The organism is Methylovirgula sp. (assembly GCF_037200945.1).
GTDB lineage: Bacteria > Pseudomonadota > Alphaproteobacteria > Rhizobiales > Beijerinckiaceae > Methylovirgula.
Genome location: NZ_JBBCGP010000001.1, coordinates 2,116,153 through 2,142,487 on the forward strand (window position 1 = coordinate 2,116,153; position 26,335 = coordinate 2,142,487).

Sequence of the window (26,335 nt, forward strand, 5' to 3'; positions counted from 1 at the left end):
CAAGCCGCGCTAGCTAATTACCAATGAAATAGCGTTCGCCAGAGCGGCGATTCCGGCGGCCAGGGCGGCCCAGCGATTCCAATAAGTCTGTTTGTCAGCAGTCTTTAAGATATCGACCTGACGACCGTCTTTTTCCCGTTGATGCAACGCCCACGGGGTCATTCCCTGTTCGTCGACCTCGTTCGGGTCATAAGGCACACGCTGAACTGCAGCGTAAAACCACAAAGCGCACGATGTAAAACCTGACACCGCTGCAATATCGAGAAGAACTGCTTTCATGACAGATACCCGCGCGTGATAGCGCAAACGGGCCGGTGCACCGTATCGCCATCGACGTCGGTATATGAGCCGGGCGTCGCGTGGCATGCGGTTGCTGAGGCGATAGCGGGCGATAGAAGCAACAGCGACAGTGGAATGAGGATCCGTCGCAGCGTGTTTTTAGTTTTGATCATAAATAGAGAGGTCCTGAACGGTTTCATTTTTCAGATCATAGGTACAAACTGCCGTCATATGAACCCAAGCCCCATATCCGTTTTGCAGCTGTAACTGGTCATCGGTAAGCGTCAGAATGCCGGTTCTTGGCGCGTCATCGCCGGTGCGGAATTTCGTAAAGTCTTCGCATAGAAACCCGGTACAGAATTTTGGGTCGCCATATTTATTGCGCCGCTTCACCTCTTCTTCGCAACCAACCTGAGCAGCACTGAGTGCGTGGGTACTATTGTTCGCAAGGTCTGAGTTGTCTTTGCATGCTTTCCAATCGTCTGCGCACGTTGGCTGGCTTGGGGCGCTGGGCGCTGCCTCATCGGACTGCACCGTCGGGGAACTCTCGTTAGAAGAGTCAGTGGCGTTCGATTGTGCGGGCGCATTATTCTTGTTGCCGTTGCTGGTAACCGCCGCGGCAAAAATCCCCAACCCAAAAACCGCAAGAATGGCTAGGCAGCCGACTTTCGGAGAGGTGGGCTTCTTTGGTTTTTCGCTAACAGGCACGCTCGTCAGGCGGTTTCCGCAGGAAGAGCAAAAGGTGTCATTTGTCCGTCGTCAGATAAATTGAGACAGATGGGGGCCTGATTTAGCGGAGGCTCTGGGTCATCTGGGTTGTCATTTTAGGCTGCGGCTTTGCGATGCTGCAAGCGCCGCTGTTCGATAGTCTTTCGTTTGATCCTTTCTCGGTGCAGCAGGATGGTATGACCGCGTCCGAAGTAGACATCGGCCGGGGTAAGATTGGCAAGGCTCTCGTGATACCGCCGATGATTGTAGCGCTCGACGAAGGTTGCGATCTGGGCTTCAAGATCGCCGGGCAGGAAGTAATTCTCCAGCAGAATGCGGTTCTTCAGGGTCTGGTGCCAGCGTTCGATTTTGCCCTGGGTCTGGGGATGACACGGCGCACCACGCGTATGATCCATGCCGCGATCCTGCAACCAGTCGGCCAGTTCTCCGGCGATGTAACAAGGCCCATTGTCGGACAGCAGGCGCGGCCGTTGATGCACCGTTGCCTGGTCGCAACCTGATGCGGCAAGCGCCAGGTTCAGCGTGTCGGTGACGTCCTCGGCTTTCATGGTGCTGCACAGCTTCCAGGCGATGATGTAACGGGAGAAGTCGTCCAGGATGGTGGAGAGGTAAAACCAGCCCCAGCCGATGACCTTCAAATAGGTGAAGTCGGTCTGCCAGAGCTGGTTGGGCGCCGTCGTCTTGTCCTTGAACTCGTCAGCGGCCTTGATGATGATGAAGGCTGGGCTGGTGATCAGGTCATTCGCCTTGAGCAGACGATAGACCGAAGCTTCCGAGACAAAATAGTCTTCTGTGTCGGTGAAGGTCACCGCGAGTTCCCGTGGCGACAGCTCGGGCTTGTCCAAGGCAAGATCGACGATCCGTTCCCGCACGGGCTCGGGAATGCGGTTCCACACCCGGCAAGGCCTTGGACTACGATCCTCGAGCGCTTCGACGCCGCCGGTCAGGAACCGATCATACCAGCGGTGGAAAGTGGCGCGTGGGATGCCGAGTTGTTCCAGCGTGCGCCGTGCCGGCAGGTGTGATCGCTCGACCAATCGGATGATCTCGAGCTTCTCCGAGGTGGGGTATCTCATTCGTCGTCGCCCCCATCCGCGATCATGCTTTTTTTAAGCAATCGCAATTCCAGAGCCTGTTCGGCAACGACCTCCTTCAGATCGCGGGCTTCCTTGCGAAGCACCTTGACCTCGTCGGTGGTGGCGGCACGCGCCGTGTCACCGCCAGCCGCTTCTTGCCGGCTTCGAGGAATTCCTTCGACCAGTTGTAATAAAGGCTCTCGGCGATCCCTTCGCGCCGGCACAGCGCCGCGATCGATTCTTCACCACGCAATCCGTCCAGCACGATGCGGATCTTCTCCTCCGCAGAGTATTGCCGACGCGTCTGGCGCCGGATGTCCTTCAGTACTTGTTCTGCCGGCGCTTTGCCCAGTCCGGATTTCTGCTTCATCTTCGCTCCTTACGGCTACGATGAACCAGAAATCCTCCCTTCGTGAAGACCCTCAATTTGTCTCAGGGGTGCTGACGGCGAACAGTGTCATTCGCCCAACGGGATGCTGACATTTCGGACAAAAATTAATCGCCATGTATCGAATAATGGCATAGCTTTAGATTAGATCAATAGAGTAATCGCAGCCACCCCCAAAGAGGCGCTCGGCATTTTCGCTGCGATTGTAGGGCTTTTAGCTTTGATCGTTTGGGGATCGACGTTGGCTCATCAGAACAAATACTCACCGAGTTCTTTCCCCGCGCCGTCGACGCCAGAGGCGGGTTACAACGCAAAGGACGGCGCAATCATCACCACGTGTACCGAAGCGTCCCGGTGCCAGCATAGATATTGGCGTCACCTGCAAGCTCGCCGTCGAACTTGGCAATGATCGAGAGTGATGATGTGAGCCACAACTGCGCACCGTCGGAAACGAGCGCCGAGTTGTGCGGGGTTCTCGCGCCATAGACCGTAAAGTTTGCACCGGGCAAGGTCTGGAAGACAGCATCCAAAGACGGTGTGTTGGTGAAATCGTGCGCCCAGGCCGTGCGCGTAAAGAGATCGATCTTGGTCGCGGACGGCCCCGCGCCGAGGTACGTCACGGTATCGGCCCGGAACCCAACTTCCGTCCGCACGTCTGTCGCATCAGCGGAGTTGTAATTCAGACCGAAGCCCGCGCCGCCGATGTCGTTTTCGCTATAAGCCGGGGTGTGGAAGACCTGCGGCTGCACAGCCGCGTAGGGAACGATGGCGATCGGCGCCTGGAAGATCGGAAGTGGAATCGGCATTGCGAACGGCAGGCGATAGCCACCTTCGATACGCCCACCATAGCTTTGCGCGCCAAAATTGGCGGTCAGGGAATCGCCGAGAGCCTCGCGGTTGGTATTGATCCAATGATTGGCAAAGCCGAATGCACCGGCCACATAGAAACGATTGAACCGCGTCGCGCCATAGACGCCGGCCTGAATGGCGTCGCCCTGGCCGTTGCCGAGGCCGCTTGACAGATTCCATTGCAAGCCGGCGCCCGCGAGCGACAGGCCGACGACAGTGTCGGGATTGACGTGATAATCGACGCCGGCTGCAGATCCATACGCCGCAGCGTTAACATCATGGCTGGCCAAGCGATGCGTTTCCTGAGTAATTGCCGACGCCGCCGTAGCCTGCGACCCAAGCGGAATAATGCGGCTGATAGATCGGCGCTTCCGGTCCCTTCGTCACGGCCAGCGCCATCAAGGCTTTCTGAGCCGGCGTCGCATTCTGTTCCTGATCGGCATAGGCGAGTGCGCCGCCGTTGCTGGCGTAGGCCCCAGAGGCGTTGTCAGGGAAGCCGCTTCCGCCGCGTCCATCGACAAACGGGTCGAGCATGACCGACAAAAAGCCATTCATCATCTGGAAGGCAGCGTTATCAGCGCGGTCGAGGCTTCGCCCGAAAGCTGCGTCACCGCATTGCCGAGTTGAACAGCCGAGAGGTTGTAGAGCGGGTTAAAACCGATCGACACCGTGCCGCCGGCGTTGGTGAACTTGTCGATCGCCCCGGCAACATTGCGTTCGTTTGGTCGGAGCGTTGGACGGAAGCTCAGGGGAGAGCAACGTCGGCGCGAAAAGAAGGTCGAGCAGAACAATCGAATTATTGTCGAACGAAAGTCCCTGCCAATTGATGGAGACAGAATCAGACGTGAAGGTTACGTCGCTTTCCGTTAACCCAGCCATGTTGGACTTTGAATCGATCTCCACGCCCGTGATTTTGGTCTTTGGGTCGGTCTTCGTGAGCACTGTAAAGACAGGGGCCATTAAATGCTGCGGGCGTCCAAGTACCCCCGCCTGTGTCAAACGTGAGAGAAATAGCGTCGGAGCTTACAGATGCGTTGCCACGGCCACCGACATCATCATTGTTGAAGGTAGCGGTCGGTGTGACGCCGGACGCGGAACTAGAATTAACATCACTGAGTGATGGGAAATAATATGTGAGGTTAATTGTATCGCCGGCCAAGCCAGCCGCCTGCGCAGCGGGAATAATAGCAGTGGTTATTGCAAAAGCTGTCAGCAGTCTCTTGGCTACCGATGAAGTTCTTGCTGGCAAACGGCCGCGATAGGTGGCGGCGTTCATTACAATGCCGGTTGCCCGTTCGTTATTGCGATTTCCGAATAACGTGCGGCAGAAACGAAGGCGCCCCATCGAATTCCCCCCCCCAGAATAAATAAATCAATTCGGGGAGTTAAATCGCGGTTTCACCAGAAATCTACGGAGAAAGCCGCGTTTTGCTCCGAAATGGGCGCGAGCGGTGCGTTTGGTCCGGGGTAGTAGCAGGGTTGCAACATTCGGTTGCCGCTATTTCTTGGTGCGAGCCTTTCGGCTCCCACGAGAACTTCGCCACGCGCGTCGCTACTTCTTGGGCTTCGCGAGGCTCGTCCGCTTGTTTTTGAGCTTGGTGACGGCCTCACGCTTGTGGGCGCGCTCTAATGTCCGCATGCCGCCAGCAGGCGTCCGCGCGGACGGTCCTTCGGACCCAACCAAATCGTCCTCGATAGTGTCGATGCGACGGGTAAGGTCGGCGGCGTTATCTGGCGTTTTTCCCAACCGCTCGCCTGCGCCGCCTTCGGGGCCAGCGGCCACAAACACGACGCCAGCAGATTCGAAGGCCATTTTAATTCCCAGAAGATTGTTATGCGTCGGCGCGCGACGGCCTTTCTCGAAGTCGCGGATTGTAGAAAGGCCGAGATGGCTTTCGACTGCGAGTTGTTCCTGAGACCACTCTACGAGGCCGCGAGCAGCGCGGGATTGGGCGGCTGAAATCATCAGCGGTTTATAGCAGGCCCGGCGCATATTGTCGATTACCGACGAAAAGCGTTGACAATAATTTTGCTCGACGGTATTCGTTGATTGTAGATTATTTCCGTCGAAGGAGAACCCCAATGCCGAACAACACCGTTCGGGCAAGCGCCATCGGCTTGCCTAACACCGACGAACCCACCTTCACCCTTACCGACGCCGGCAGGGCTTACCTTCTGCTCGAAGACATCGCCGCCGCCAGCGTCGACTTGACGCCCGATATCGCCGCCGAACTCGCGACGCTCACAGCAGGAGGGCAGGCGAATGTGTGAAGCGTGCGCAAACAACCATGAAGCCAGCGAGCTACTGCAAATGCTGATCAGCAAGATCCACGCAAGCAATAAAGACGGCGGTGCGCGGCTTCGGATTGATCTCGCCGAAAGCGAAATGGATCGGCTTTGCGCGTGGGACGCAGAAGACGAGGACGTCGAAGACGACGACCCACCTGAGGATGACGGCTCCCCCGAAGAAAGCGAGCACCTCGAATCAGATTGCCGGGTCAGGTTCGGCGAAGGCGAGACGACCGACGTCGCGGGCCTTCTTTGGCGGCGGGGCGAGCGCGTTATCGTCGAAATCGGCGAGACTGAAATCGTCGGAACGGTGCGCGCTCACAAACTCGGCGCAGATTGGCCGCGATACACTATCGAACTCAGCGAACCGCCCGGCGCGACGCTTGAGGTAGATTCTTGCTGCGTCTACCCCGCGCTGAAAGCCGCTGCCGAATAGCTCTGCGGGCGCCGCGCACCACCAATCAAAAAGGCTCGCTTCGCGCGGGCCTTTTTCATGCAGATTCGCGCAATCGGCACCAAATTTGCGGTTAGGTCAGCCGTTATGGCAAGGTCGAAAAATGTCAGCTAAGTTATTGATTTCATTGGCTATCTGGCGGAGACGGAGGGATTCGAACCCTCGATAGGGCTTTACAACCCTATAACGGTTTAGCAAACCGCCGCCTTCAGCCTCTCGGCCACATCTCCGGAACGATGCACCATATGCCCGACGTCCGGCCGGATGGCAAGGCGCCAGGCGCGGCGGCGGCTTAGCTTTCCCCGTTTGGCTTTCCCCGCTCAAGCCGTATCGGCTCGGGTGACGAAATCGGCGATCCGCGCGATCGTCGTGTCGTCGGCGAGGAGCGGCGGATGGCCTTGGCCTTCAACGACATAGGCCGCACAATTCCGGTAACGGCGCGCCATTTCGACGAAAGTCTCCTGTGACAGGACGTCCGAATTGCTGCCGCGAATGATCAACAGAGGAACCTTTGCCAGCGCCTCGAACAGACCCCAGGATTGCGGCAGCGGCTCGTCGAGACGGAGCGCCTCGAGTGGCTTCACCAGATTCGGGTCGAACGTCGCGCCAAAACTGCCATCCGGCTTCTGAAACGAGGCCCGTGCGTAACGCTCGAAATCCGCGTCGGAAAGAGCGGTAAATTGTGCGCTCATGGCCTTGCGCAGATAATCGACAGCATCGGACAAGGAATTCGGCGCCGCAGGATGGCGCAGATATTGGCGAATGCGCGTGAGCCCTTGCAGTTCGATCACCGGGCCGACGTCGTTCAGTACGGCGGCACGCACCAGCGCCGGCCGCGCGGCCGCCAGAGCCATAGTGTGGAGGCCGCCGCGTGACGTACCGACAAAAATGGCCTCGTGAATTTCGAGCGCGGCCAATTGGGCGAGGATATCCGCGCCTTCGACCCGCAGATCGTAGTTCCGCCAGTCGGGATCGTAGTCGGATTCGCCGCGGCCGCGATAATCGACCGCGATGACGCGGCGTTTGCGCCCGCCTGCACCCGCGGCCAAAGCTTCCGCCAGCGGGGCAAAATCGGCCGCATTACGCGCCAGACCGGGCAGGCAGACGACCGGCAGGCCCGGGTCGAGCGGGCTGCCATAGTCGCGCAGGTGCAGCCGCAATCCATCCGGGGCGCTGGTAAACCAATTGGCGTATGCCGCGTTAGCGTGGGTCATGGTGGAGCCGGGCAGCAACGCTTCCTTTACCGTGATTGCGCGGACGCGGAACTTATCTCAATTTTTAGCGATTTACGGGCCATGAGCAATTTTGACAATAACCGCCGCCTTCGAATCCTCGTCGTGGACGATGAATGGCTTGTCCGCGAGGCACTGGTCGACGTCCTGGACGAGGCTGGCTTCTCGACGCGGCAAGCCATGTCCGCTGCCGAAGCGCTCCGCCAATTGCAGCGGGACGAAGCCGTCGATGTCGTGGTCACCGATATTGAAATGCCGGGCATGCTCAATGGTGTGGATCTCGCGCGCGTCCTCGCTGCGCAGCGACCGGAAATCGGCGTGCTGATCGTATCCGGCCGCCGTCCACGCGCGCTCCCGGAAGGCGCGCGTTTTCTTGCCAAACCGTTCGTGCCCGAGGAACTTCTGCACGCACTGAACGATCTCGCTGCTTCGGTGTCAGTTCACTAGGCCTTATAGACCTGCCGACGCCTCAAGCGTCGTGCCGACCTTGGCCGGCGTAACCTTGGCACTTCGCACGCCGGTTGAGGCTTGGGCGGCGTCGAGCGCTGCGAAGCTCGCCCGATACATCGCCCAATTCTCGCTCACGCGCTCGACGTAATTGCGCGTCTCGGTGAATGGAATCCGCTCGACCCAATCGATCGGGTCAACGCCGGGCGTGCGCGGATCGCCGTAAGCATCGATCCAGTCCTTCACGTGACCACCGCCGGCGTTATAGGCCGCAAAGACCAGGATCGGGGAACCGCGCTCTTCGGCGAGCAATTGCCCGAGATGCGCCGCGCCGAGCTTTGCACTGAAAGCGGCATCGCTAAGCAGCCGTCCGGCGTCGAAGTCCATTTTCAGATGTTCCGCGGTGCGCTTTGCGGTCGCGACAATCATCTGCATCAATCCGCGCGCGCCCGCGCCTGACTGCGCATGTGTATCGAATTCGCTTTCCTGCCGGGCGATCGCATACACAAGCGCCGGCGGCGCGGAGTTTTCCGCCGCCGTGTAGGCGGGAATGCCATAGGTCGGGAAGGCGAGGGCGTCGATCAGAGTGCCGCGCTGCGCGAGCGTCTTGCCGATGATGAGGCAATCATGTGCATCGCGCTGCGCCTGCATGACATCGGCCAGCGCGGCAATCTGTGCCGGATCGGTCAAGTGCATGGCGGTGCTATTGGCAAGCGCCATCGCAAGGTCTTTTTCGTGGATCGTAAAGAGGAGTTCAACGATCCGCACCGCTTCGTCGCGCGCGGGGCCGCGCGCCGCCGGCGTCGGAGTGTTGAAAGCAATCATTTTAAGACCCAGCCGCGCGCGTGCCAATTGGCCATAATAGGTCGCCGCACGTTCGGCGGCCTTTTCGTAATAGGCGCGGGCACGCAGATCAGCATCATCGGAAAGCGAGACTTCCGCAGCGCGACCTTGCCAATAGGCGGTACGCGCGATCGACATCGGCGTCTGTGCGAAGGTCGCGGCGCGCGCGAAATGTTGGGCGGCACGCGCCGGATCGTTCAGGAAGCGCAGCGCGATCCAGCCGGCGTGGAATTCTGCATCGATATTCGCCTCCGGCGATTCGGCGGAATGTCCGGCGAAAATCCGATAAGCCGTCGCTGGGTCGCCGGCATCGAGCAATTTGCGTCCGAGGAGCCGGCGCTCGGCCCACCAGGCGTCGCCATCGGCAATGAGGGCGAGGTTGCGGGGCGCGGCCAGCATCAAAGTGGCGGCGTCGCGAAGCTTGTCCTCGTGGCGCAGCTTATGAATGCGGGCAAAGAGGAAGGCCGGATCGGCGCGCATATCCGGCGGCACGGCGTCGAACATTTTGTCGTTGGCAGCTTCGTCGTTGATCGCGGCATGCAATCTGGCGAGCACGACATAGTCCGGATTTACCAGCGCCGCGTTGCGCAGGCCGCCTGCATTGTCGCTTTCGTAGAGCAGCCGGTCGGCGCGGGCTTTGTAATCCGCCGGCGAGAGATAGGCGCCGAATTCAGCTCGCACGCGGGTTTCGAGCGAGGCTGGAAGCGTCGAATGGCGCCAGACGTCGCGCACCAGTGTTTCCGCGTCAGTATCCTTGCCCTCGCTTCTGAGCGCGCGGGCTTTCGCCAGTTTGCCAAGCGCGGTCTGCGGCGCGCGGACGTCGAAGAAATTGGCGATCAAGGCCGGGTCGGCGTTGCTTTGATAAAGTCCATCCTCGATCCGGCGCAGGAGATAATCGCGTGCCGGCCAATTCGGATGCTCGTCGAGAAAAGCGCCGAGGCGGTCGCGGCCGGCGTCGCGCGAATCGCGCAAAGCAACCCATTCGAGTGCAGTCCGGATGAGCGGGTCTGTGGCGCGGACGGCCTGCGCGTCGCCCGCGTCGAGTTCGCCGGCTTTATAATAAGGAAGCGCCTCGCGCAGTCCCGTCGGGTTGAGACCGAGCGCCACGACCGGATCGATAGGCGGCGCGGGCGCGGGATGTTCATTATTCGCCAGCGGCAGATGCACATGGCCTGACGCAAGGAAATGCTCCAGATCGCCCGCCACATCGTTGAACAGGCCGCCGAGCCAGGAGAGCATTTGCGTGCGTGCGGGGGCGGTGCCGTTGAAATCGGGCGCCGGCAGAATCGAGATCACCGTAATCAAGCCGACAAACGAGAGTCCGAGGCTGCAAAGCAGCCAGGGAACGCGAAGTGTCTGTCGCCGAACGGCCATGTCAGGCTCCCGCCACCTTGCTTTCGTGCGAAGCGCCCGCTGATGCGTGAGATCGCAAGAATCTTGTCATTCTGCTTGCCGATTCGTTAACAACATCGGTCTCATCCGCCCCGGCGACGCGGCGCCAGCCGCGATGGGTCGCTCGATATGATTATAAATCAAAGACTTGCCGCACTTCGCGGGCCGGCACGGCAGGCCTTGCATAAAGCAGCGGCAACACGCACATGGACTTGATCGCACAATTGTCGGAAGAGACAGGTGCAAAACTAAGGCATTCCAAAGAAGAAAGAAGGAACGGCCGAAAATGGGCAAGAAAGCCTCTTTTAAGGGCTCGATCACCGCTTTGGTGACGCCATTCGCCGCGGGACAATTCGACGAAGGCGCCTACCGCGCTCTTGTCGACTGGCAGATCGTCAATGGCACACACGGTCTGTCGCCGGTCGGTACGACAGGCGAAAGCCCCACGCTTAGCCATGAGGAACATAAGTTCGTGGTCGAGGTCTGCGTCGCCGAGGCGCGCGGCCGCGTGCCGATCATTGCCGGGTCGGGGTCAAACAATACGCAAGAGGCGATCGATCTCGCGCGCCACGCTGAGAAAGTGGGCGCCGATGGTGTGCTCGTGGTTGCGCCTTATTACAATAAGCCGTCGCAAGAGGGGCTTTATCAGCACTACAAAGCCATCAACGACGCGATCGGCATCCCGATCATCGTCTACAATATTCCGCCGCGCTCCGTCGTCGATATTTCGATCGACACGCTGAAGCGGCTCTTCGAGCTTAAGAACATCGCTGGCGTCAAGGATGCGACCGCCAATGTGGCGCGCATCGCCTTGCAGCGCCAGGCGCTCGGTGCCGATTTCATCCAGCTCTCGGGTGAGGATATGACGGCGCTCGCCGTTCTGGCGCATGGCGGTGACGGCTGCATTTCCGTGACGTCGAATGTCGCGCCGCGGCTTTGCGCCGATTTTCAGGATGCGGGTCTCAAGGGCGACTTCAAGGCCGCCTTGGCGATTCAGGACCGGCTGACCCCGCTGCATGCGGCACTGTTTGTCGATCCGAACCCGGCCGGGCCGAAATACGCCCTGTCGCTGCTCGGGAAGATCGCCGACGAATTGCGCCTGCCGATGTTGCCCGCCACGCCGCCCGCTCAGGTTGCCGTCCGTGTCGCGATGGAGCACGCCGGGCTTTTACCGAAATAACAGGCAAGTGAGTTGGCAGAGAAGAAAGAGACGAGTTTCAAGGTCGTGGCGGATAACCGCCGCGCCCGCTTCGACTACGAAATCGGCGAGACGTTCGAGGCCGGACTGGTCTTGACCGGCACGGAGGTCAAATCCCTTCGCACCGGCAAGGCTTCGATCGGCGAAAGCTACGCGAGCCTCGACAAAGTGGGCGAACTCTATCTCCTCAACGCAAACATTCCGGAATATCTGCAGGCAAACCGCTTCAATCATCAGCCGAAGCGCGCCCGCAAACTCCTTCTGAACACACGCGAAATTTCACGTCTTGCCAAAGGACTTGAACGCGAAGGCATGACGATCGTGCCGTTGAAGATCTACTTCAACGCGCGCGGCCGCGCGAAGCTTGAGCTTGCGCTGGGACGCGGCAAGAAACTGCACGATAAGCGCGAGACTGAGAAAAAGCGCGATTGGAATCGCGAGAAAAGCCGGCTTCTGCGCGACCGCGGCTAAGGCAAGAGTGGAATGCTAAATCTCAAAATCGACCATTGCGTCATCCACGTTTCCGACTGGGGACGCTCCAATCATTTCTATGCCGCCGTCATGGGCGCGGAAATCGTGCCGCGGCAGAAGGGCTTCGCCTACAAATTCGGTGATTTTCTGCTGAATTGCCACGGGCCCGGTGTTGTCGCCAAAGCTGTCGCGCGCGTTCCCGTCGCGCCGGGCGGCAGCGACCTTTGCTTCGAGTGGCCGGGACCGCTCGAAGGGGCGGTCGCGCATCTCGAAGAACGGCACATTCCGATCGAACTCGGTCCGGTCGCGACGCGCGGCGCCAAGGGCGAGGCGACAAGCGTCTATTTCCGCGACCCGGACGGTTCGCTGCTCGAATTCATGAGTTATGTGAAGTCCTGAGGAATTCCTGCACGCGCGCGAATAGGGCCTGAAACATTTCGACGGTCAGCACGCCCGTATTCGTGTTGTAGCGCGAGCAATGATAACTATCGAATAACTCTACTTTGCGGGCGCTGAATTTGGACAGCCGATGGGCGCGGCCATGCGCGAACGGCCACGCCGAGAGCTTTTCGCCCGCAGCCCGCACCAAAGAATCATGTGCGATGCGCCCGAGCGCGACAATGGCGCGAAGATTAGGCATGGCGGCGATGGTCGCCGTCAGAAAGCGGCGGCAATTCGCGATCTCTTCCGGCAGCGGCTTATTCTGGGGCGGCACGCAGCGCACCGCATTGGTGATCGCGCAGTCGATGAGGGTGAGGCCGTCGTCCGGCCGCTGCGCGTAGTGCCCTGTCGCGAATCCGTAATCGAGGAGGGTCGCGTAGAGCAAATCGCCGGCATAATCGCCGGTAAATGGACGGCCGGTTCGGTTAGCGCCACGCAAGCCCGGCGCGAGGCCGACAATCAGGAGACTCGCGTCGCGCGTGCCGAACGTCGGAACCGGGGCATTGAACCAGTCGGGATGTTCTGCCTGATTGTCTGTTCGGAAGGCAACCAGACGCGGACAGAGCGGACAGTCGTGACTGGGCGCATCTGGCCCAGCCGTCGTTTGCAAATCTGGTTCCAGGACGCTCACTCACCCGTCCTAAAACATTCGATTCAAAAGCGGAACTCAGGACTCCCGAAAAACTCCACGCAAATCGGGACCGGCAGCGCCGGGTTCACCGGCGTTGCCGCGTCATGCTCAGTCCTCGAGCATGTCTTCGTCATAGCCGGCGGAGACGGTGGCGCCCTGCCGGCGCTCCGGATGAAATTTCTGTGCGCGCTCCGGCCGCTCGTTCGGATCGCGTCCGATCTTCGAGGAAAGATGGATGAGATCGATGAACTCATCGGCCTGGCGGCGCAATTCGTCCGCCACCATGGCCGGCTGCGTCGTATTGGTTGACACGACGGAGACGCGCACACCCTTGCGTTGCACCGCCTCGACGAGCGAACGGAAGTCACCATCGCCGGAGAAAAGCACGATATGATCGAGATGTTCGGCCATCTCCATGGCATCGACCGCGAGCTCGATGTCCATATTGCCCTTTACCTTGCGGCGGCCGAGCGAATCCACAAATTCCTTCGTCGGCTTGGTCACAACGGAGTAACCGTTATAGTCGAGCCAATCGATCAGCGGCCGAATGGAGGAGTATTCCTGATCCTCGACGAGGGCGGTGTAATAAAAAGCCCGAACAAGCTTCCCCCGGTTCTGGAACTCCTTCAACAACCGCTTGTAATCAATATCGAACCCGAGGGATTTAGCGGTCGCGTAGAGGTTTGCGCCGTCAATAAATAGCGCAATACGTTCCTGATCTGCCATAAAGATATCTCGTGTTTCTTGGTTTGATTTGAACCTGCACTGACGCGGCACCCCACGGTGACATCCAATGTCCTCAGTGTCGGTTCGGTTAGCTCACTTAACGCGAATAATCGTTTGATGTGGTTTCTCAGGCTTTCGACGTCAACCCCATCCCATTGATATTGGGTCTCAACTTACAATATAAGCCGCTCGGGCACATTTTCCGGGCAAAGCAATAAAAGGGCACGCCGATACAGGGCAGCCTGCAACATATGGTTGCCGAGACTCTACGTATTTTGTAAAAAAACCTAAACCCTTACATTCGCTATTCAAGGAGAGTTGATCAATGGCACGCGTTACGGTTGAGGATTGCGTCGACAAAGTCGAAAATCGATTTGATCTCGTTTTGATTGCGTCGCATCGCGCGCGGATGATTGCGTCGGGCACGTCGATCACCGTTGATCGCGACAACGACAAGAACGCGGTTGTGGCGTTGCGCGAGATTGCCGAGGCGACGCTCACGCCGGAAGATCTTAAAGAGGACTTTATTCACTCGCTTCAGAAACACGTCGAAGTTGACGAACCGGAAGCCGAGGCTGTGCCTGCGCTCACGCCTGCCGTCGACAAGGTTCAGTCCGATGCGCCGGGCGATGTTCAATTCGATCGCATGACCGAAGAAGACCTTTTGCGCGGTCTGGAAGGCCTGGTTCCTCCGGCCGAGACCGAAGACGACGGCGATTGAGGCGTTGCGCCCCTGTTGGTTCGCCACCGTCCATCTTCGTTGAGTTTAGAAAGTTTGCCGGGCTGATCGGCAGCCGGCTTTGCGTAGGAGAGAGGCGCTGCGTTTGACGCCGCGCTAAACTTCATGGGATCGGCCCGAACCATGATGCGGCAATACGAACTCGTCGATCGCGTGCGGCGCTATAACCCGCAGGCCGATGAGGATTTGCTGGATCGCGCCTATGTTTATGCGATGAAGGCGCACGGGATTCAAAAGCGCGCCTCCGGCGACCTGTATTTTTCGCATCCGCTCGAAGTTGCCGCGATCCTCACTGATCTCAAGCTCGACGATGCGACAATCGTCGCCGCCGTCTTGCACGATACGATCGAGGACACCGACTCGACTCGCGAGGAGATCGACAAATTATTCGGTCCCGAGATCGGACGTCTCGTCGAAGGTCTTACCAAGCTCAAACGGCTCGATCTCGTCTCCAAGCGCGCCGTGCAGGCGGAGAATTTCCGTAAGCTGCTGCTGGCCGTCGCCGACGATGTCCGCGTCTTGCTCGTCAAGCTGGCCGATCGCCTGCACAATATGCGCACGCTGCAATTTGTGCCGCCGGACAAGCGAGCCCGGATCGCGCAGGAGACGCTGGATATTTATGCGCCGCTCGCCGGCCGTATGGGTATGCAGAGCATGCGCGACGAGCTTGAGGATCTGGCCTTCCGACACTTGACGCCTGAAGCGAGCGAATCGATCAGCCGGCGGCTGAATGATCTTAAGAAGAAGAACGGCAAGATCATCGCCAAGGTCGAGCAGGAATTGCGCGATCTTTTGTCCGCGCGGGGCATCGAGGCAACGGTCGAGGGGCGTCAGAAGCAGCCCTATTCCGTCTGGCGGAAGATGGAGCGCAAGTCCGTCGCCTTCGAGCAATTATCCGACATTTTCGGTTTCCGCGTCTATGTGAACTCAATCGAGGATTGCTATCGGGTTATCGGCGTCATCCATTCAAAATGGCCGGCCGTTCCGGGCCGTTTCAAGGATTACATCTCGACACCCAAGGAGAACGATTACCGCTCGATCCACACGACCGTGGTGGGGCCGGGGCGTCAACGTGTCGAGCTGCAAGTGCGCACGTACGACATGCACAACATTGCGCGCTACGGCATCGCCGCGCACGCGTTCTATAAGGACGGCAAGGTTGATGGCCGCGAGGCGCTGGCACATGAAAGCCGCGCCTATCAATGGCTGCAACGCACGATCGACATGCTGGCGGAAGGCGATTCGCCGGAAGAATTCCTTGAGCATACCAAGCTCGAATTGTTTCATGATCAGGTCTTTTGCTTCACGCCGAAGGGGCAGTTGATCGCCTTGCCGCGCGGCGCCACGCCGATCGACTTTGCCTATGCGGTTCACACCAAGATCGGCAATTCGTGCGTCGGCGCGAAGATCAACGGCCGCGCCGCGCCGCTCGCCGCGCCGCTCGAAAACGGCGACGAAGTAGAGATCATCCGCGCCGAAGGCCAGGTACCGCCACCTGTCTGGGAAAGCCTGGTGATGACGGGCAAAGCCCGCGCCGCGATCCGCCGTGCGGCACGCGATGCGGTGCGGGCGCAATACACGGGTCTCGGGCGGCAGATCGTTGTGCGTGCATTCGAACGCGCGGGTAAAATCTACGCGGAGGATAAGCTCAAAGCCGCGCTGCCGCGTCTTGCGCGCGCTGGCGTTGAGGACGTTCTGGCGGCGGTCGGTCGGGGTGAGATCTTTTCCGGCGATGTGGTGAAAGCGGTCTATCCGGATTTTTCCGAGGAGCGGAAACTGGGGCCGCAGCCGCCAATGCCACCGCCGAATGAAGCGGGCTGGTTCGGTTTGCCGCGCGCCTCAAGTCTCGTTTTCAAATTCCCGGAGCGCGGCGAAAACAAAACCGGGCCGATGCCGATTTACGGCCTGCGCGGCGATCTGCCCGTGCGTTTTGCGCCCAATGGTGGCGCCGTGCCGGGCGATCGCATCGTCGCGATCCTGACGCCGGGCGAGCACGTCACGATCTATCCCATCCAGTCGCCGGACCTGACGGCATTCGACGATCAGCCGGAACGCTGGCTCGACGTGCGTTGGGACCTGGACGCCGGCAAGCGTAATCTGTTTCCCGCGCGTATTCTTGTGACCGCGATCAATGAGCCGGGAACCCTGGGCCTCGTCGCAATGACGATTGGTGAAATGGGTGCCAATATCGACACGATCTCGATCCATGCGATCTCGCCGGATTTTCGCGAGATCACCGTCGATCTCGAAATCCCTGATTTGAAACATCTCAACGGGCTTATCACCGAGTTGCGCACCAAGCCGGTCGTCAGCAAGGTCGAGCGGGTGAATGGATGAAGGCCTCGGTTCTACGGCTTGGCGTCAATATCGATCACGTTGCGACATTGCGGAACGCCCGCGGCGGCGGCGTGCCTGATCCGTTGCGCGCCGCGCTACTGGCGATCGAAGCGGGCGCCGATGGCATCACCGCGCATTTGCGCGAGGATCGTCGGCATATTCGCGACGGCGATATCGCGCGATTGAAGGCGCACATTTCCAAGCCGCTGAATTTCGAAATGGCGGCGACGGATGAAATGGTCAAAATCGCGCTGGCGACGCGTCCGCATGCTGCCTGTCTCGTGCCCGAACGGCGCGAGGAACGCACGACCGAAGGCGGCCTCGATGTCGTCGGTGGCCACGACCATCTGAAGCGCATCAGTGCCGAATTAGGCCGCGCCGGTATCGTCGTCTCGCTCTTCATCGAGCCGGAATCAAAGGCGATCGAAGCCGCGCGCTCGATCGGCGCGCCGGTTGTCGAGCTGCACACCGGCGCCTGGTGCAACGCTGTGGCTGCGGGTGACACAGCTCGCGCCACAAGCGAATTCGCACGCCTGAAGCGCGCGGCCGAAGCTGCGGCGGCATTCGGCATCGAATGTCACGCGGGGCATGGCCTTGATTACGATACCGCGCGGCAAATCTCGGCCCTGCGGCAGGTCGTCGAACTCAACATCGGCCACTTCCTTATCGCCGATGCGATCTTCATCGGCCTGGGGCCTGCCATCCATAAGATGCACGCCGCGATGACGGCGGGGCGGGCCGGGGCCGTCGTTCTATGATTGTGGGTTTCGGGGTTGATCTTTGCGATATCCGCCGCATCGAAGAGATTTTGGAGAAGCACGACAAGCGCTTCGTCGAGCGCTGTTTCACCGAGGTCGAACGCGGCAAATCGGATCGGCGTGCGGCGCGCGCGGCGTCTTATGCGAAAAGATTTGCCGCCAAGGAGGCGTGCGCCAAAGCCCTGGGGACAGGGCTGACCCACGGCGTCTTTTGGCGCGACATGGGTGTCGTCAATCTGCCGTCCGGCAAGCCGACCCTGCATTTGACCGGGGGGGCAGCGGCGCGTCTCGCAATTCTTCTCCCGGCCGGTCACATGGCTGTTATCCATTTGACTTTGACTGATGATTATCCGCTGGCTCAGGCTCAGGTCATCATCGAGGCGGTGAAAAGTTCGGGGCCGAACACGGAACCGCCGTGATTGCCCGTCAAGCGATGGCGAAGGCCGGTGCTATCGCCCGGCGTTTTTCATGACGAAACCGACACTTCCCGCTGTCACGGGCGCATGCTAAGGACCCCGGCTTCCGAGAGCCTGCGCTTTCGAGTGGAAAGAAACGGCCGATGACGACGACGGATCAAAAAGGCTACGGTGGGATGGAGCAGGGCAAGAAAGCCGGGGCTTTCGGCGAGTTTTTCAAGGTCATCATTCAGGCGGGCCTTATCGCGCTTGTCGTCCGCACCCTCCTGTTTCAGCCCTTCAATATCCCTTCGGGGTCGATGATCCCGACGTTGCTGATCGGCGATTTCCTCTTCGTTTCCAAATACGCCTATGGGTATTCAGACCACTCGTTGCCGTTCAGCCCGCCGTTGTTCAAGGGCCGGATTTTCTCCTCGCCGCCGAAGCGCGGCGATGTCGTCGTCTTCAAACTGCCGCGCGACGGCCAGACCGATTACATCAAACGCGTAATCGGTCTGCCGGGCGATACGATTCAAATGAAGGACGGGCGGCTCTATATCAACGGCACCGAAGTGCCGCGTGAGGAGATTGCCAAGGTCAAGACGGAAGATCTGTTCGGCCATTTGCGCGACGTCGCGACGTATAAAGAGACGTTGCCGGGCGGCGTATCCCACACGGTCATTGAGATCGAGGGCGATACGGGCTTCTACGACAACACGGGCACCTATAAAGTGCCGCCGGACAATTATTTCATGATGGGCGACAATCGCGACAATTCGACGGACAGCCGCGTTCCTCCGGATCAGGGCGGCGTCGGCTATGTCCCGTCCGAAGATCTCGTCGGGCGCGCTGAGATGATCTTCTTCTCGGTCAAGCCGGATGCGCCGGCCTGGGCTTTCTGGGAATGGCCGTGGACGGTGCGTTGGGACCGGCTGTTCAAGCCTGTCAGATAATGGCGCCGAAGCTTGGCGACCTCGCAACGCTCGAAACGAGTCTCGGGTACAAATTCGTCGATCGTGATCTCGCTCACCTGGCGCTGACGCATGTCAGCGCTGCCGCGGCGCGCGACGGAAGTTATCAACGTCTGGAATTTCTCGGCGACCGCGTGCTCGGTCTCGTCGTGTCGGAAATGCTTTACGTTAGCTTCCCCGCAGCCGATGAGGGGGAATTGTCACGCCGGCTCGCCGATCTCGTGCGCCGCGAAAGCTGCGCCGAAGTTGCGCGCGAATGGGGTCTCGAAAATCACGTCCGGCTTGGTGAGAGTGAGCGCCAGTCTGGCGCCAAGGATGCAATCCTCGCCGACATTTGCGAATCAATCATCGGTGCGGTGTTCCTCGATGGCGGCTATGCGGCTGCGAAAGAGGTTGTCGCGCACGTCTTTGCCCCGCGCATGCGAGCGCCGCGTCGCCCCTTGCGTGATCCGAAAACGGCCCTGCAGGAATGGGCGCAGGCGCGTGGACTGGAGACGCCGCTTTATCGCGAGACCGGCCGCACCGGCCCGCATCATGCGCCGGAATTTACCGTGGAAGTCGTCGTGACGGGCTTTGCGGCGGAGGCCGCCAAAGGCGGCTCCAAACGCAATGCCGAGCAGGCCGCGGCGTCGGCCTTCCTCACACGCGAAGGGATTAGTGGATGAGCGAGCCCGGGCATGAGCAGGAGCGGCGCTGCGGTTTTGTTGCACTCATCGGTGCGCCCAACGCCGGCAAATCGACACTGCTTAATCAGCTTGTCGGCGCCAAAATCTCCATCGTCTCGCGCAAGGTGCAGACGACGCGCACGCTGGTTCGCGGTATCGCCTTGCAGGGCGAAGCGCAGATCATCTTCGTCGATACGCCGGGCATATTCGCGCCGCGCCGGCGGCTCGATCGGGCGATGGTCGCGTCAGCTTGGGGCGGCGCCAGTGACGCTGATGTTGTGGCGCTGCTCATTGATGCCCGCAAAGGCATAGACGACGAAGTTCAAGAGATTTTGCGCTCGCTGGAAGGTGTGAAAGCCAGGCGCGTCCTGATCCTGAACAAGATCGATCTCGTCGCCCGTCCAAGCCTGCTCGAACTCGCGGCGGCGGTAAACGAGAAGCTCGCGTTCGCAGAGACTTTCATGATCTCGGCGACCAATGGCGACGGTGTGGTGACGCTAAAAGATCATCTCGCAGCAATGATGCCGACCGGGCCGTGGCTTTATCCGGAAGATCAGATTTCGGAGGCGCCGATTCGGGCGCTCGCCGCCGAGATCACGCGCGAAAAGATATTCGAGCGTCTGCACGACGAATTGCCATATCAATCGACTGTTGAAACGGAGTCCTGGGAAGAGAAGTCGGACGGCTCGGCGCGCGTCGAGCAGACGATCTTCGTGACCCGCGAAGGACACCGCAAGATCGTGCTGGGCGAGGGCGGCCGGACGATCAAGGCCATTGGTACGGCGGCACGCAGGGAGATCGCCGAAGCGGCGGAGCAGAAAATCCACCTCTTCCTGTTCGTCAAAGTGCGCGAAAACTGGGCGGATGACCCCGAGCACTACCGGACGATGGGGCTGGAGTTCCCGAAAAACTAGAGCGTCAGCACGCTAAGACGCGGCAAAGAAAAAGCCGGCCCAGAGGCCGGCTTTTACGCAATGCCGCTACTGACGAGGGAGGATTCGCTTCGCGACCAAGAAATCCGAAAACTCGGAAATCAAAACTCGCCGATTTCGCTCGACTCGTAAGCGGTGACTTCCATGCCGACGCAAACTTCGCAAGCAACGGGGGTTGTCCAAGCCATGGTCTTCTCCTGTTTACTCCGGGCCACCGTTCGGAAGCCCCGAATTTGATTTGTCAAAGATAGGGCGATAGCGGGCGGGATTGGTCAGACATCGGCAAGATCGATGTAAGAATATTGTAAGGGCGCCTTTCCTCTGTTGCAGCGCAGCATATGGTGTCGGCTGGCGTCGCGGCCCGCGGAGAACGTGCTAAAGATTCGGCATGAGTCTCGAGATTTCCAGACGTCGCGCCTTCAGCCAGGGCCGCTTGCAGCGGCGCACGATGCTGTGGTTTGCGATTCTGCTGGCGCTGCCGCTGGCTGTCTTCGGCATCTTCGCTTTTTACCTCTTCAATGCCGATTATGCGGTGTCGCATACCCGTGAGGCCGCGCAGGCGGCTCAGAAAGCGGCGGAGCTCGGCGATGTCGCCGGTTCGGCGCTTGAGGCCAAGGCCAATCACGCCATCGCGCAGATCAACGCTGCGCTCGCCAAAGGCGGGCCTGACGTGATGCGTAATCTGCGCGTTGCGAGCTTCGTCAACGAGGTGCGTTTCCTGCTCGTCTATGACGGCGACGGCAAGGTCATCCCACTGGCGACGGGAACGCTCGAAACCGAGAACGACTTTCTGCGCCATTTCAGTGGTCTCTTCTCCACGCTGCGCGAGCAGATCGATAATGCGGGCAGCGCGCCAAACGCCGGTGGGTGGACGGTCGGCGAAGAATTGGTCTCTTATGTCCGGTGTCAGCACATCGGCGGCACACGCGACATCTGCGTGCTCTTTGACGAAATCACTCTCGATCCGCTGTTTGAAGAAACGCTCGACAAGGCGAGCGCCAAGCTCAACGACCGGCTACTCATCCTGCGCGATCCCGTCGGCCGTGCGCTCTGGAGCCACGGGCCGTCCAATCTCAGCACGTCGGCGATCTCTGACCTTTCCGGCTCGATGCGCGGCTGGCGGATGGAAACCTCGACACCAGCCGTCGCGCATCATGGCCTGTTGCCGTTGATCGCCATTACGGTTCCCTTGATCGGCTGCTGGCTGCTGCTCATCTGGTACACGTACCGTACTCAGCAAGCTCGTCTTCTAGAGAGCACCTTTCGCAGCGAAATGACGGCAAAGCTTTCGCACGATCTGCGCACGCCAATCGCCAATCTGCGACTTTATACGGATCTGCTTCTGCGCCGTAGTGGCGATGAAATGGCCGTCAATCGCTATGGCACGGTGATGCGCGCCGAGGTCGAACGCCTTGCGCTTTTGGCCGACAATACGATCGTCTACGGTCGCACCGCCGCGCCGGTGCCCGTCCGGCTTGAAGCAGCGGTGCCGGATGCAATCGTCGACGCGACCATCGCGCGCTACGAAAATCTCTTCGCCGCCGGCGGCTCCATGATCGAGGTCACGCACAACGCGCCACGCGCCGGACTTTTCGATCGCATGAGCTTTGAGCGCATTCTCATCAACCTTATCGACAACGCCAATAAATACGCGCCGGGACGTATTCTCGTTGCGACCGACGAGACTGATGGCAAGCTCACGCTCAGCGTGCGCGATTTCGGGCAGGGCCTTGATTCCAAACTGCAAGCGAAATTGACGGCGCTTGTGCAGCCGGGCGGGGGCGCGAAAGATGGCTTCGGCCTCGGCCTTGTCGTCGTTCGCGAATTGGCCGAGACCAATGGCGGGCATGTGAATGTTGAAAATGCCGATCCGGGGCTGCGGGTGACGGCCACGATGAAAATCAAGGAATCGGCTTAGGAGGGGTGGAATGTCCATCTTGATCGCCGAAGACGATCAGCATTTGCGCGACGGCATTGTCGATCTTCTGAGCCTCGAAGGCTATAGCTGTCGTGTCGCTGACGACGGCGCCAAGGCCCTGACCCTGTTTCTGCAGGAAAAGCCCGACATCTGCGTTTTCGATGTCATGATGCCGGTGATGGATGGCCTGACGCTGCTGCGCGAAGTGCGTAAGCTTGATGCGGCGGTGCCGATCCTGTTGCTTTCGGCGCGTGGCGAGGAGGGCGACCGCGTGCGCGGCCTCGAAATCGGTGCTGACGATTATATCGCCAAACCATTCAGTGCGCGCGAACTGGTCGCCCGCATCAAGGCGGCCTTGCGGCGCACGAAAGTGCAGGCGCCGGCGCATGAACCCGATGGCCGCATCCACATGGGCGACATTGCCATCGATTCGAAGGCGATGCGGGCGTTTCGCGGCGACCATAAAATCGATCTGACAAACCGTGAAGTCGCGATCTTGGCCGCGCTGTTCGAGCGACGCGGGCAGGCCGTCTCGCGCGATGAATTGTTTGATCTCGCCTGGGGCCGCGACTACATGCCAAACAGCCGCGCGCTCGATCAATATGTCTCAGCCTTGCGCAAGAAGATCGAGCTTGATCCCGCTGCGCCGCGCATCATCCGCACGGTTCATGGCGTCGGCTATCGCTACGACGTGGACGAGGCCTAGGCCCGCATGGAATGGCATGACGACGGACTGATCATCGGCCTCAAGAAGCACGGCGAGACAAGCCTGATCCTCGAAGCGATGACGCCGGCGCATGGGCGCCATCTCGGCCTTGTGCGCGGCGGGCGTTCGAAGCGCTGGCAGCCGCTGCTGCAACCCGGCAATAGCGTGGCGCTCGTCTGGCGGGCGCGGCTCGATGAACATCTTGGGCTCTATGCGGTGGAGGTGGTGAAGCCGCGCGCCGCGAACCTGATGGCGAGCGCGCTGGCGTTGCACGGCCTCAATCATCTTGCCACGTTGCTGCGACTTCTGGCCGAGCGCGATCCGCATCCGGCACTTTACGAGACGGCATCGACGATTGCCGATCATCTCAGCGAAACGCGAACCGCCGCCGCGTTGGTACGCTTCGAACTGGCGATCCTCGCGGAACTCGGCTTCGGGCTTGATCTCGCATCTTGTGCCGCGACCGGCACGCGCGAAGACTTGATCTATGTTTCGCCGAAGAGCGGGCGCGCGGTGTCGCGCGGGTCGGGCGCGCCCTATCACGAACGGTTGCTGCCGCTGCCGGGGTTTTTGGGCGATGAAAGTGTCGAGGTTGGCTCAGTCGCGGTCGCCGAAGCGTTCCGGCTCACGGGCTATTTTCTGGAGCGCGACGTCTTCCAGCCGCGCGGGCTTCCAATGCCGCAGGCGCGGCGAGCGTATCTGACGGAATTGGCGAAATTAAAATGAGGGGGCTTATTCCATGCCCTGGCAAACGGTGCGCGTCATCTTGCGGGTGATGCCATAACCTTCATCGAGCGCAAATTCCTCGATATGGCAGCCGCCGGCGGCGTTGGTTTGAACGCTCTTTTGGACTTCGCTGGCGGCGCTGCCATTGGCCGGCGCCCCAACCAGCGCAATCGCGAAAATCGCCGCGCCGATCACGGCACCCAGGAACAAAACGATTCTGCCCATAACCTGGACCCCCGCGGCAAATCCTGCGCAACCTGCCATAAATATCGGCCGAAACGGTGCGGCGACACACCTCACGCTCCGAATCGCGGCACTCTTTTAAGAGCGCCGACGCCCGGACGGCTAGTGCAGCCACGCAACAGCGCAGCCGCTTCATGCGCTGCCGCAGAGCAGATTGCGGCGACTCAATTCATCCTCTAGACATTCGTTCCCGCCAGAGGGCGGTCGGGCGATCCCGAAAAGGCAATCTCATGGGCAAAAATGTTGTTCCGCCCCCGGCGCGCGAGCCTGAACCCGTCAATCTGCGCGCGGCGCTTGAGGAGCGTTACCTCGCCTATGCGCTCTCGACGATCATGGGCCGGGCGTTGCCGGATGCGCGCGACGGTCTGAAGCCGGTGCACCGGCGCATCCTTTACGGCATGCGCATCTTGCGTCTCGACCCGGGTACCGCCTTCAAGAAATGCGCGAAGATCGTCGGCGACGTGATGGGTTCGTTCCATCCGCATGGGGATCAGGCGATCTATGAGGCCTTGGTGCGCCTCGCGCAGGATTTCGCCTCGCGCTATCCGCTCGTCGATGGCCAGGGCAATTTCGGCAATATCGACGGCGACGGCGCCGCGGCCTATCGCTACACCGAAGCGCGGATGACGGAAGTCGCCCGGTTGTTGCTCGAAGGTATCAACGAGGATGCGGTCGATTTCCGCGACAATTATTCCGGCGACCAGACCGAGCCGATCGTCCTCCCGGCTGCTTTCCCCAATCTTCTCGCCAATGGATCGCAGGGCATTGCCGTCGGCATGGCGACCTCTATCCCGCCGCACAATGTCGCTGAACTTTGCGACGCCTGCGTGCATCTCATCGCGCATAAAAACGCAACCGACGAAGATTTGTTGAAATTCGTGCCGGGACCGGATTTTCCGACGGGTGGCGTCATTGTCGATTCGAAAGAGCAGATCGCCGAGACCTATCGCACCGGGCGCGGTTCTTTCCGTGTGCGGGCGAAATGGGAGCGCGAGGAAGGGACGCGCGGTACTTACAGTATCGTCGTCACCGAAATCCCCTACATGGTGCAGAAGTCGCGGCTGATCGAGAAGATCGCCGAACTTCTGGGCGACAGGAAACTGCCACTTGTCGCCGACATCCGCGACGAATCGGCCGAGGATGTGCGCATCGTCATTGAGCCGCGCGTCCGGACCGTCGATCCGGCGCTGATGATGGAACAGCTTTTCAAGACGACCGAGCTTGAAAGCCGCTTCCCGATGAACATGAACGTGCTCGTCGATGGCGTAATCCCGCGTGTGGTCTCGCTGAAAGAGGCGCTGCGGCAATGGCTTGATCACCGTCGCACTGTGCTGCAGCGGCGTTCACGCTTCCGGCTCACCGAAATCGCGCATCGGCTCGAAGTTCTCGCCGGTATGCGCATCGTGTTCCTGAATCTGGATGAAGTGATCCGCATCATCCGCGAAGAGGAAGAACCGAAGGATTTTCTGAAAGCGGCGTTCGATCTCACCGACGTTCAGGCCAATTACATTCTCGATACAAGGCTGCGCAGCCTGCGCCGGCTTGAAGAGATGGAACTGCGCCGCGAGTTCGAGGAACTGACCAAGGAAAAAGAGGATATCGACAAATTGCTCGCCGACGATGCGAAGCAATGGAAGGTGATCGGCGTCGAACTGCGCGATCTGAAGAAAAAGTTTGGCCAGGACACGGCGCTCGGCAAGCGCCGCACGCAATTCGCTGACGCGCCGGAAGTCGCTGATTTCGACTTGGCGGCAGCGATGATCGAGCGCGAGCCCGTCACCGTTATCGTCTCCGAGAAGGGCTGGATTCGCGCCCTGAAAGGCCATGTCGAAGACTTATCGAGCCTGCAATTCAAGGGCGACGACCGGCTGAAGCAAAGCTTCTTCACCGAGACGACGGAAAAGATTCTCGTCTTTGCGACGGATGGCCGTATTTTCACGCTGGAAGCCTCGAAGCTTCCAGGCGGTCGCGGGCAGGGCGAGCCCCTGCGGCTGATGGTAGATATTGGCGAGGGTGAGGATATCGTCTCGGTCTTTCCGTATGTTGCCGGCGAAAAGATGCTCGTCGCCTCAAGCGATGGGCGCGGCTTTATCGCGCCGTGCGACGAAATGGTCGGCGGAACGCGCAAAGGCAAAATGCTGCTCAATCGCGATGTGCTCGCGGAAGCGTCGATCGTCACGCCCGCTGCTGGTGATTACGTTGCCGTCATCGGCCAGAATCGCAAGCTGCTCGTCTTCTCGATCGATCAGATGCCGGAGATGGCGCGCGGCAAAGGCGTCCGCCTACAGCGATACCGCGAAGGTGGCATTGCCGACGCCAAGGTCTTCGGCAAAGCGGAGGGCTTGACCTGGAAGGACTCGGCGGGCCGCACCTTCACCGTGGCAATGCGCGATTTGACCGAGTGGGTCGGCAGCCGCGCCGAGGCCGGCCGCCTGCCGCCGAAAGGTTTCCCCAAGAACAACAAGTTCGGCTGAGTTTCCGACAGGCCGAGGCAAGCTCG

General features: G+C 60.1%; 28 protein-coding genes, 1 tRNA gene and 2 pseudogenes. 17 read left to right on the forward strand and 14 right to left on the reverse strand.

The genetic code is table 11. The features are described from left to right. Positions 1-9: 9 nt before the first annotated feature. The 8 genes and pseudogenes from WDN02_RS10315 to WDN02_RS10350 all read right to left on the reverse strand — a co-directional run. Complete coding sequence (locus tag WDN02_RS10315; RefSeq protein ID WP_337293412.1) at positions 10-279, reverse strand: hypothetical protein; 270 nt, start codon at positions 277-279, stop codon at positions 10-12. Positions 280-438: 159 nt separating this feature from the next. Further along, positions 439-987: a hypothetical protein gene (locus WDN02_RS10320; protein WP_337293413.1), complete on the reverse strand. Its 549-nt coding sequence runs from the start codon at positions 985-987 to the stop codon at positions 439-441. A 116-nt stretch (positions 988-1,103) separates the two neighbouring features. Continuing rightward, positions 1,104-2,454: pseudogene (locus WDN02_RS10325) on the reverse strand (IS3 family transposase). Positions 2,455-2,801: 347 nt separating this feature from the next. Then, on the reverse strand, positions 2,802-3,611 hold the full coding sequence (locus WDN02_RS10330; RefSeq protein ID WP_337293414.1) for an autotransporter outer membrane beta-barrel domain-containing protein: 810 nt from the start codon (positions 3,609-3,611) through the stop codon (positions 2,802-2,804). Beyond that, positions 3,598-3,879: a hypothetical protein gene (locus WDN02_RS10335; protein ID WP_337293415.1), complete on the reverse strand. Its 282-nt coding sequence runs from the start codon at positions 3,877-3,879 to the stop codon at positions 3,598-3,600. The genes WDN02_RS10330 and WDN02_RS10335 overlap by 14 nt, the downstream gene beginning before the upstream one ends. Next, positions 3,876-4,112 carry a hypothetical protein gene (locus WDN02_RS10340; RefSeq protein WP_337293416.1) on the reverse strand — a complete coding sequence of 79 codons (237 nt, stop codon included), beginning with the start codon at positions 4,110-4,112 and terminating at the stop codon, positions 3,876-3,878. The genes WDN02_RS10335 and WDN02_RS10340 overlap by 4 nt, the downstream gene beginning before the upstream one ends. Before the next feature lie 761 nt (positions 4,113-4,873). Beyond that, complete coding sequence (locus WDN02_RS10345; RefSeq protein WP_337294993.1) at positions 4,874-5,134, reverse strand: hypothetical protein; 261 nt, start codon at positions 5,132-5,134, stop codon at positions 4,874-4,876. A gap of 33 nt (positions 5,135-5,167) precedes the next feature. Beyond that, positions 5,168-5,314 (reverse strand): annotated as a pseudogene (locus tag WDN02_RS10350) (helix-turn-helix domain-containing protein); the annotation flags it as partial. Positions 5,315-5,403: 89 nt separating this feature from the next. Here WDN02_RS10350 and WDN02_RS10355 point away from each other — a divergent pair. Then, a complete protein-coding gene (locus WDN02_RS10355; RefSeq protein ID WP_337293417.1) occupies positions 5,404-5,592 on the forward strand; it encodes a hypothetical protein in 189 nt (62 codons plus the stop codon). Between the two features lie 40 nt (positions 5,593-5,632). Further along, positions 5,633-6,046 (forward strand): hypothetical protein, encoded by a 414-nt coding sequence (locus WDN02_RS10360; protein WP_337293418.1) that lies wholly within the window; start codon positions 5,633-5,635, stop codon positions 6,044-6,046. Positions 6,047-6,200: 154 nt separating this feature from the next. Here WDN02_RS10360 and WDN02_RS10365 read toward each other — a convergent pair. Beyond that, positions 6,201-6,294 (reverse strand) — tRNA-Ser (locus tag WDN02_RS10365). Positions 6,295-6,384: 90 nt separating this feature from the next. After that, entirely contained in the window at positions 6,385-7,278 is an 894-nt protein-coding gene (locus WDN02_RS10370; RefSeq protein ID WP_337293419.1) for an alpha/beta hydrolase, read from the reverse strand. Positions 7,279-7,359: 81 nt separating this feature from the next. Here WDN02_RS10370 and WDN02_RS10375 point away from each other — a divergent pair, with 81 nt between their 5' ends. Further along, complete coding sequence (locus WDN02_RS10375) at positions 7,360-7,743, forward strand: response regulator (protein WP_337293420.1); 384 nt, start codon at positions 7,360-7,362, stop codon at positions 7,741-7,743. 3 nt (positions 7,744-7,746) lie between these two features. On the opposite strand, the gene WDN02_RS10380 is transcribed toward WDN02_RS10375, so the two are convergent. After that, a complete protein-coding gene (locus WDN02_RS10380; protein WP_337293421.1) occupies positions 7,747-9,960 on the reverse strand; it encodes a lytic transglycosylase domain-containing protein in 2,214 nt (737 codons plus the stop codon). A gap of 304 nt (positions 9,961-10,264) precedes the next feature. Between WDN02_RS10380 and dapA the strand changes: the two genes are divergently transcribed. The 3 genes from dapA to WDN02_RS10395 are packed head-to-tail and all read left to right on the forward strand — an operon-like array spanning position 10,265 to position 12,046. Next, positions 10,265-11,158, forward strand: coding sequence for a 4-hydroxy-tetrahydrodipicolinate synthase (gene dapA / locus WDN02_RS10385; protein ID WP_337293422.1), 894 nt, complete (start codon positions 10,265-10,267; stop codon positions 11,156-11,158). Positions 11,159-11,170: 12 nt separating this feature from the next. After that, positions 11,171-11,647, forward strand: a complete 477-nt coding sequence (gene smpB, locus WDN02_RS10390; RefSeq protein WP_337293423.1) for an SsrA-binding protein SmpB — start codon at positions 11,171-11,173, stop codon at positions 11,645-11,647. A gap of 12 nt (positions 11,648-11,659) precedes the next feature. After that, positions 11,660-12,046 carry a VOC family protein gene (locus WDN02_RS10395; RefSeq protein WP_337293424.1) on the forward strand — a complete coding sequence of 129 codons (387 nt, stop codon included), beginning with the start codon at positions 11,660-11,662 and terminating at the stop codon, positions 12,044-12,046. Here WDN02_RS10395 and WDN02_RS10400 read toward each other — a convergent pair. Together WDN02_RS10400 and WDN02_RS10405 are read right to left on the reverse strand one after the other, a co-directional pair. After that, positions 12,024-12,719: a uracil-DNA glycosylase gene (locus WDN02_RS10400; protein ID WP_337293425.1), complete on the reverse strand. Its 696-nt coding sequence runs from the start codon at positions 12,717-12,719 to the stop codon at positions 12,024-12,026. The genes WDN02_RS10395 and WDN02_RS10400 overlap by 23 nt on opposite strands. Positions 12,720-12,827: 108 nt before the next feature. After that, entirely contained in the window at positions 12,828-13,445 is a 618-nt protein-coding gene (locus WDN02_RS10405; protein WP_337293426.1) for an NYN domain-containing protein, read from the reverse strand. A gap of 325 nt (positions 13,446-13,770) precedes the next feature. Here WDN02_RS10405 and rpoZ point away from each other — a divergent pair, with 325 nt between their 5' ends. The 10 genes from rpoZ (at position 13,771) to recO (ending at position 23,592) form a co-directional block, all read left to right on the forward strand. Beyond that, the gene (gene rpoZ / locus WDN02_RS10410; protein ID WP_337293427.1) at positions 13,771-14,166 is read left to right on the forward strand and encodes a DNA-directed RNA polymerase subunit omega; all 396 of its coding nucleotides are present in this window, start codon (positions 13,771-13,773) and stop codon (positions 14,164-14,166) included. Positions 14,167-14,307: 141 nt separating this feature from the next. Further along, entirely contained in the window at positions 14,308-16,521 is a 2,214-nt protein-coding gene (locus WDN02_RS10415) for a bifunctional (p)ppGpp synthetase/guanosine-3',5'-bis(diphosphate) 3'-pyrophosphohydrolase (protein WP_337293428.1), read from the forward strand. After that, the gene (locus WDN02_RS10420; RefSeq protein WP_337293429.1) at positions 16,518-17,279 is read left to right on the forward strand and encodes a pyridoxine 5'-phosphate synthase; all 762 of its coding nucleotides are present in this window, start codon (positions 16,518-16,520) and stop codon (positions 17,277-17,279) included. Before WDN02_RS10415 ends, WDN02_RS10420 begins: the two co-directional genes overlap by 4 nt. Continuing rightward, positions 17,276-17,698: a holo-ACP synthase gene (acpS, locus tag WDN02_RS10425; RefSeq protein WP_337293430.1), complete on the forward strand. Its 423-nt coding sequence runs from the start codon at positions 17,276-17,278 to the stop codon at positions 17,696-17,698. Before WDN02_RS10420 ends, acpS begins: the two co-directional genes overlap by 4 nt. Before the next feature lie 173 nt (positions 17,699-17,871). Further along, positions 17,872-18,627: a signal peptidase I gene (gene lepB, locus WDN02_RS10430; protein ID WP_337294913.1), complete on the forward strand. Its 756-nt coding sequence runs from the start codon at positions 17,872-17,874 to the stop codon at positions 18,625-18,627. Further along, positions 18,627-19,310 carry a ribonuclease III gene (gene rnc, locus WDN02_RS10435; RefSeq protein WP_337293431.1) on the forward strand — a complete coding sequence of 228 codons (684 nt, stop codon included), beginning with the start codon at positions 18,627-18,629 and terminating at the stop codon, positions 19,308-19,310. The genes lepB and rnc overlap by 1 nt, the downstream gene beginning before the upstream one ends. Further along, positions 19,307-20,224 carry a GTPase Era gene (gene era / locus WDN02_RS10440; RefSeq protein WP_337293432.1) on the forward strand — a complete coding sequence of 306 codons (918 nt, stop codon included), beginning with the start codon at positions 19,307-19,309 and terminating at the stop codon, positions 20,222-20,224. The genes rnc and era overlap by 4 nt, the downstream gene beginning before the upstream one ends. 406 nt (positions 20,225-20,630) lie before the next feature. After that, positions 20,631-22,160 (forward strand): HAMP domain-containing sensor histidine kinase, encoded by a 1,530-nt coding sequence (locus WDN02_RS10445; protein WP_337293433.1) that lies wholly within the window; start codon positions 20,631-20,633, stop codon positions 22,158-22,160. Between the two features lie 10 nt (positions 22,161-22,170). Continuing rightward, a complete protein-coding gene (locus tag WDN02_RS10450; protein ID WP_337293434.1) occupies positions 22,171-22,866 on the forward strand; it encodes a response regulator transcription factor in 696 nt (231 codons plus the stop codon). Positions 22,867-22,872: 6 nt separating this feature from the next. Next, positions 22,873-23,592: a DNA repair protein RecO gene (recO, locus tag WDN02_RS10455; RefSeq protein WP_337293435.1), complete on the forward strand. Its 720-nt coding sequence runs from the start codon at positions 22,873-22,875 to the stop codon at positions 23,590-23,592. 6 nt (positions 23,593-23,598) lie between these two features. On the opposite strand, the gene WDN02_RS10460 is transcribed toward recO, so the two are convergent. Next, entirely contained in the window at positions 23,599-23,817 is a 219-nt protein-coding gene (locus WDN02_RS10460; RefSeq protein ID WP_337293436.1) for a hypothetical protein, read from the reverse strand. A 248-nt stretch (positions 23,818-24,065) separates the two neighbouring features. Between WDN02_RS10460 and parC the strand changes: the two genes are divergently transcribed. Then, a complete protein-coding gene (gene parC, locus WDN02_RS10465; RefSeq protein WP_337293437.1) occupies positions 24,066-26,309 on the forward strand; it encodes a DNA topoisomerase IV subunit A in 2,244 nt (747 codons plus the stop codon). Positions 26,310-26,335: the final 26 nt, after the last annotated feature.